The organism is Halovivax sp. (assembly GCA_007119345.1).
Lineage (GTDB): Archaea > Halobacteriota > Halobacteria > Halobacteriales > Natrialbaceae > Halovivax.
This window is the reverse complement of the sequence record SKPV01000046.1, coordinates 1-5,174: the sequence shown is the minus strand read 5'-3', so window position 1 is coordinate 5,174 and position 5,174 is coordinate 1. Positions and strand designations below refer to the sequence as shown.

At 72.0% G+C, this 5,174-nt stretch carries 6 protein-coding genes; 4 read left to right on the top strand and 2 right to left on the bottom strand.

Annotated features, from left to right (window positions below; genetic code table 11):
* The first annotated feature begins 7 nt into the window (after positions 1-7).
* Positions 8-694, top strand: a complete 687-nt coding sequence (locus QZT59_RS03560; RefSeq protein ID WP_290811408.1) for a class I SAM-dependent methyltransferase — start codon at positions 8-10, stop codon at positions 692-694.
* 89 nt (positions 695-783) lie between these two features.
* Here QZT59_RS03560 and QZT59_RS03555 read toward each other — a convergent pair whose 3' ends face one another.
* Together QZT59_RS03555 and QZT59_RS03550 are read right to left on the bottom strand one after the other, a co-directional pair.
* On the bottom strand, positions 784-1,221 hold the full coding sequence (locus QZT59_RS03555; protein WP_290811406.1) for a universal stress protein: 438 nt from the start codon (positions 1,219-1,221) through the stop codon (positions 784-786).
* Between the two features lie 243 nt (positions 1,222-1,464).
* Positions 1,465-1,887 carry a universal stress protein gene (locus tag QZT59_RS03550; RefSeq protein ID WP_290811403.1) on the bottom strand — a complete coding sequence of 141 codons (423 nt, stop codon included), beginning with the start codon at positions 1,885-1,887 and terminating at the stop codon, positions 1,465-1,467.
* A gap of 317 nt (positions 1,888-2,204) precedes the next feature.
* On the opposite strand from QZT59_RS03550, the gene QZT59_RS03545 reads away from it, so the two are divergent.
* The 3 genes from QZT59_RS03545 to QZT59_RS03535 all read left to right on the top strand — a co-directional run bounded on the left by QZT59_RS03545 (position 2,205) and on the right by QZT59_RS03535 (position 5,034).
* Positions 2,205-3,038: a universal stress protein gene (locus QZT59_RS03545; protein WP_290811400.1), complete on the top strand. Its 834-nt coding sequence runs from the start codon at positions 2,205-2,207 to the stop codon at positions 3,036-3,038.
* 234 nt (positions 3,039-3,272) lie between these two features.
* Entirely contained in the window at positions 3,273-4,256 is a 984-nt protein-coding gene (locus tag QZT59_RS03540) for an ABC transporter ATP-binding protein (protein ID WP_290811397.1), read from the top strand.
* Positions 4,249-5,034, top strand: coding sequence for an ABC transporter permease subunit (locus QZT59_RS03535; protein WP_290811394.1), 786 nt, complete (start codon positions 4,249-4,251; stop codon positions 5,032-5,034). Before QZT59_RS03540 ends, QZT59_RS03535 begins: the two co-directional genes overlap by 8 nt.
* Positions 5,035-5,174 lie beyond the last annotated feature (140 nt).

Sequence of the window (5,174 nt, the reverse complement as noted above, 5' to 3'; positions counted from 1 at the left end):
GCTCTCGCTGAGTCCGTCCGGGTCGGCGGCGCCGCCGGGCCCGATCAGCCGGGTCCCGCGGTCGAAGGCGGCGGGCCGCGACTGGTACGACGCGCTCAGCCGGTGGTACGACCTGGTCGCCGATCCCTTCGAGGCGCCGGCGCGGGCGGCGGGTCTCGAGCTGCTCGACGCCGCACGGGGCGAGCGCGTCCTCGATATCGGCTGCGGGACCGGAACCGCGCTCGTCGAGCTCGACCGCGCGGTCGGGCCGGACGGCCTCGCCGTCGGGATCGACCTCTCTGGCGGGATGTGTCGGGCGAGCGCGCGAGCGCTCGCGGCCGCCGGACTCGACCCGGGCGTCGTCGTCGAGGGCGACGCGTCGACCGCGCCGTTCCCGGACGGGACGTTCGACGCGTGTTTCGCGAGCTTCGTCCTCGAGCTCTTCGATACGCCCGCGCTCCCGGCCGTCCTCGACGAGTGGCGTCGCGTGCTCGCCCCCGACGGACGCCTCTGCGTCGTCTCGCTTTCCCGTCGCGAGGCCGGCCTGGCGACCAGGCTCTACGAATTGGTCCACGAGGTGGTCCCGACGTACGTCGACTGCCGGCCGCTCTACCTCCGCGATACGCTCCTCGATTGTGGGTTCGAAATCGACGCCGAACGGGTCGTCGGCGCCTGGGGCCTACCGGTCGAGATCGTTCTCGCCCGGGGCGGGTAGCGACGGTGCGGGGGTCGATCCTCGCCGGTTCGCGGGACCGGAGACGTCCCGAGGGGCGTTCGGTCGAACGCACCCGGGATCGTCGCCGGTCAGCGGACGACCGTCACGGGGCAGGGCGCCCGCCGGATCACCGTCTCCGCGACGCTCCCCAGCAGGATTCGCGAGACCCCCTTGCGCCCGTGGCTGCCGATGACGACGTGATCGACCCCGTGGTCGGCCGCGTAGTCGACGATCGTCCGGGCCGCTTTCCCGGTTTCCACGGCCGTCTCGAGCTCGATCCGGTCGAGCGCGCCGGCCTCCCGGAGCCGCTCACGCGCCCGCTCGCAGAGGTCCTCGCCGCGGTCGACGGCCCGGTCGAACGCCTCGGCGTCGTAGTAGCCGCCCTCCGCCCCCGCGTAGACGCCCTCCGCCGGGTCGACGACGTGGAGGACGGTGATCCGGTCGCCGTCGGCGTTCGCCGCCGCGTGGTCGAGCGCCTCCCAACTCGGCTTCGATCCGTCGAGCGGAACCAGCACGTGTCGGTCCATGCCCGAGTGGACGAAGCCGGGGTACAAAATACCGCCCGACGATTCCGCCCGCGGCGGCGACGAAATCGCGAGCGGTTTCGTCGGAACGAAGCGTCCCGATCGGACGTCAGCGCGACCGCGGCGGCGCCGCTCTCCGCTCCCAACGCCGGTTCCCGCCGCTTCAGGCGACGGTGAAGCGACGACCGCTCCCGACGTCGGTCCTCGCCGCTTCCGGGGACGGCGAGGTGATGACCGCTCCCGACGTCAGTCCTCGCCGCCCCCGGTGACGACCACGGGGCGGTCGCTGGCGAGCGCGACCGACTGCGTGACGCTTCCGAAGAGCGCCTTGCCCGCGGGAGAGCGCTTTCGACCCCCGAGGACGATCGCGTCGACGTCGTGTCGATCCGCCGCCGCGAGGATCGCGTCGGCGGTGTCGCCGCTGTCGTCCAGGACCGTCGTCTCGACGTCGCGCTCCCCCAGGTGCTCGACGACGCGGCGGACCGAGCCGACCCGCGTCGACGTCTTGAACCGTTCGAGGTCGTCCGGGACGTCCCGCCCGTCGTCGCCGAACACGTGGCAGACGATCGCCTCGACCTCCTCCCCCGCCCCGGGCAACTCGGCGACGTAGCGGGCTTGCGCGAGCGCTCGATCCTCGTCCGTGTCGACCGGCAGCAGTACGCGGTACATGCTCGAACGTACGCGGGGCAACTATCTAAAGCCCGAGCGACGTTCCCGCCGCGCGACAATAGCCGACGCGGTCGAACCCCGGCGGAGTTCCGTGTAGAGAGCCGGCGCGGATAGCGTCGCGACCGGACCGCGGACGGCGCGAGCGGAACCCGCCCGGAAGGCGGACGATCCGGGCGGAGCGCGGAACCCGCCCCGTTGGCGGACGACCCGGGCGGAGCGCGAGATTCGCCCCGTAGGCGGACGAGCCGCCCGTCGCGTCGCTCCCCGGAACCGAGAATCGGACCCACGATTAAGTGGCGTCCCGGGAATGGAGTCGTATGTACGAGCGCGTTCTCGCGCCGACCGACGGGAGCGGACCGGCCACGGCGGCCCTGGAGTACGCCGGGGCGATCGCCGCGGCCGAGGGAGCCACCGTCCACGTCCTGCACGTCGCGGACGGGGCGGACGAGACGGGCGTCGTCGCGGACGGTCGCGAGTGGGTCGAGCGGGCGGGAGCGACCGCCGTGACGGCGGTGCGGAGCGGCGAACCCAGAGCGGAGATCCTCGCGTACGCCGACGAGGAAGGGGTCGACGCGATCGTCGTCGGGACCCACGGCCGCCACGGCGCCGAGCGGCTGCTGTTCGGGAGCGTGGCCGAAGGCGTCGTCCGCGACGCCGACGTCCCGGTGATCGTGCGCCGCGGCGATCCCGCGGTCGAGGCGACGTATCCGTTCGAGACGGTCGTCGCGGCGACCGACGGGAGCCCGCAGGCCGAGCGAGCGGTCGAGGAAGCGATCGCGGTGGCGACCCACCACGACGCGACGCTGTGGGTGCTCTCGGTCGTCGACGTGACGCCGGTCGGTCTCGACGAGTCCACCGACCTCCGGGTGAACCGCCTCGAATCCCGCGCGGAGACCGTCGTCGCCGAGGCGGCCGCGGCCGCCCGCGAGGCGGGCGTCGACGACGTGGAGACGGCCGTCGAGTTCGGCTCGGTCCACCGCGAGATCCGCGCGTTCGTCGCGGATCGCGGGGCCGACCTCGTCGTCGCCGGCACCCACGGCCGGAGCGGCGTCGACCGGCTCCTGCTCGGGAGCGTCGCCGAGCGCGTCCTCCGGACCGCGTCGACGCCCGTGATGACCGTCCGGTCGGCGACCGACGACGGCGCGGACTGATCGCCGGCGCGTCTCACGCCGACGTCGGGCCGCGGGCGACTCTCCGTCAGCGCTGGTCCCGCCTGGATGGCGGTCGACCAGTACGTCGGCGCTGGACCGATCTGGATGGTGGACGACTCCGTCAGCGCTGGTCCGACCCGGACAGCGAACGATCGATCCGGTCACGATATCACCCCTCCGCGGCGACGGGAACCGACCCCGCTCTTTAGGACCCGTCCCTGTGAATCGAGGCCCATGACCGCGATCGAGCTGGACGGCCTGACCAAGGACTACGGGGAGGTCCTCGCCAACGACGGCGTCACCTTCGACGTCGAGCGCGGCGAGATCTTCGGCTACCTCGGGCCGAACGGCGCCGGAAAGACGACGACGATTCGGACGCTGCTGGGGTTCGTCTCGCCGACGTCGGGGTCGGCCAGGATGCTCGGCCGCGACGTGACCGACGAGCGGGAGCTCATCGAGGCCAAGCGCCGGATCGGCTACCTCCCCGACGATCCGCAGTTCGACGAGTCCGCCACCGGGCGGGAGATCCTCGAGCTCCACGCGGGGATCAAGGGCGACGAGCGCAGCGGAGAGCTCCTGGAGCTGTTCGACCCGCCCCTCGACCGACCCGTCCGCGAGTACTCCCACGGAAACGTCCGCAAGCTCGGGCTGGTGACGACGTTCATGCACGATCCCGACCTCGTGATCCTCGACGAGCCGACGGGCGGCCTCGACCCGCTGATGAAACAGCGCTTCGCCGAGTTCGTCCGCGGCGAGCGCGAGGACGGGCTCACCGTCTTCTTCTCCTCGCACATCCTCGGGGAGGTGCGCCGGCTCTGCGATCGCGTCGGCATCATCCGGAACGGCCGGCTGGTGACCGTCGAGCCCGTCGAGTCCCTGATGGGCCGGAGCGGGAAGGTGGTCCGGCTGCGGGTCGCGGGCGAGCTCCCCGCCGGGACGTTCGACGTCGACGGCGTCCACGACTACGAGACGAGCGTCTCGACGGGCGAGGCGGACGGCGCGGGCGCCGTCACCGACTGCACGTTCACCTTCACCGGCGACGTGAACGCCGTCGTCCGACGGCTCCCGGCGCTCGAGTTGCTCGACTGCACGATCGAGGAGGCGCCCCTCGAGGACGTCTTCATGCGGTTCTACGGCGAGGGGAGCGACGAAACGGGCGAGGAGCGCCGCGAGCGCCGGCGGAGCGACGCGGTCGCCGGGGGTGACGTCGATGCTTGAACTCGCGACCTACGAGGGCGGGAAGCGACTCCGGGGGAGCGTCTACCTCTCGATCGCCATGTCGGCGCTGGCGGCGCTCGTCATCTGGATCTACCCGTCCTACAGCGAGGCGTTCGACGAGGACGAGCTGTTCCAGGCGATGCCCGACGCCATGCTCCGGCTGTTCGACCTGCAGACGATGGCCAGCCTCGAGGGCTTTCTCGCGTTCGAGCTGTACGTCTTCGGCTGGATCATCATGCTCGGGCTCTACGTGGCCTACCTCGGGGCGGGCACCGTCGCCGACGACGTCGAGCGCGGCCGCCTGGACATCACGCTCTCGCTGCCGATCTCGCGGGCCCGACTGGTGAGCGAGAAGTTCGCCGCGCTGGCCGTGCCGATCGTCGTCGTCAACGTCGTCACGCCGGTCGTCGTCTACGGCAGCGCCGCGGCGATCGACGAGCCGATCGCCGCCGCGGACCTGGCGGCCGTCCACCTGCTGTCGATCCCGTACCTCTTCGCGTGCGCCGGCATCGGACTGGCCGCGTCGGTCGCCGTCGACCGGACCGGCATCGCCCAGCGGATCGCCCTCGGGGTCACGTTCGGCCTCTTCCTGCTCGAGTCGCTCGTCACCGACACGGACTACGAGGACGCCGGCCTCGTGGGCCCCTCGCGGCACTACGACCCCAACGAAATCCTGCTCGACGGAACCTACGACCTCGCGAGCGTGGCCGTCCTGGTCGCGATGACCCTCGCGCTGCTCGTCGGAAGCGTCCTCTGGTTCCGGCGGCGGGACGTGTGAGGTGCGAGACGATGAGCGAAGCGAATCGTCTCGGAACGGCGAGCGGGGAGGGACGACCCGCGAGCGGCGAGACGATGAGCGGAGCGAATCGTCTCGGAACGGCGAGCGGGGAGGGACGACCCGCGAGCGGCGAGACGATG

Coding starts and splice junctions, on each gene's coding strand:
- QZT59_RS03545 (WP_290811400.1), top strand. CDS start 2,205: ATGTACGAGCGCGTTCTCGCGCCGACCGACGGGAGCGGACCGGCCACG.
- QZT59_RS03550 (WP_290811403.1), bottom strand. CDS start 1,887: ATGTACCGCGTACTGCTGCCGGTCGACACGGACGAGGATCGAGCGCTC.
- QZT59_RS03540 (WP_290811397.1), top strand. CDS start 3,273: ATGACCGCGATCGAGCTGGACGGCCTGACCAAGGACTACGGGGAGGTC.
- QZT59_RS03555 (WP_290811406.1), bottom strand. CDS start 1,221: ATGGACCGACACGTGCTGGTTCCGCTCGACGGATCGAAGCCGAGTTGG.
- QZT59_RS03535 (WP_290811394.1), top strand. CDS start 4,249: ATGCTTGAACTCGCGACCTACGAGGGCGGGAAGCGACTCCGGGGGAGC.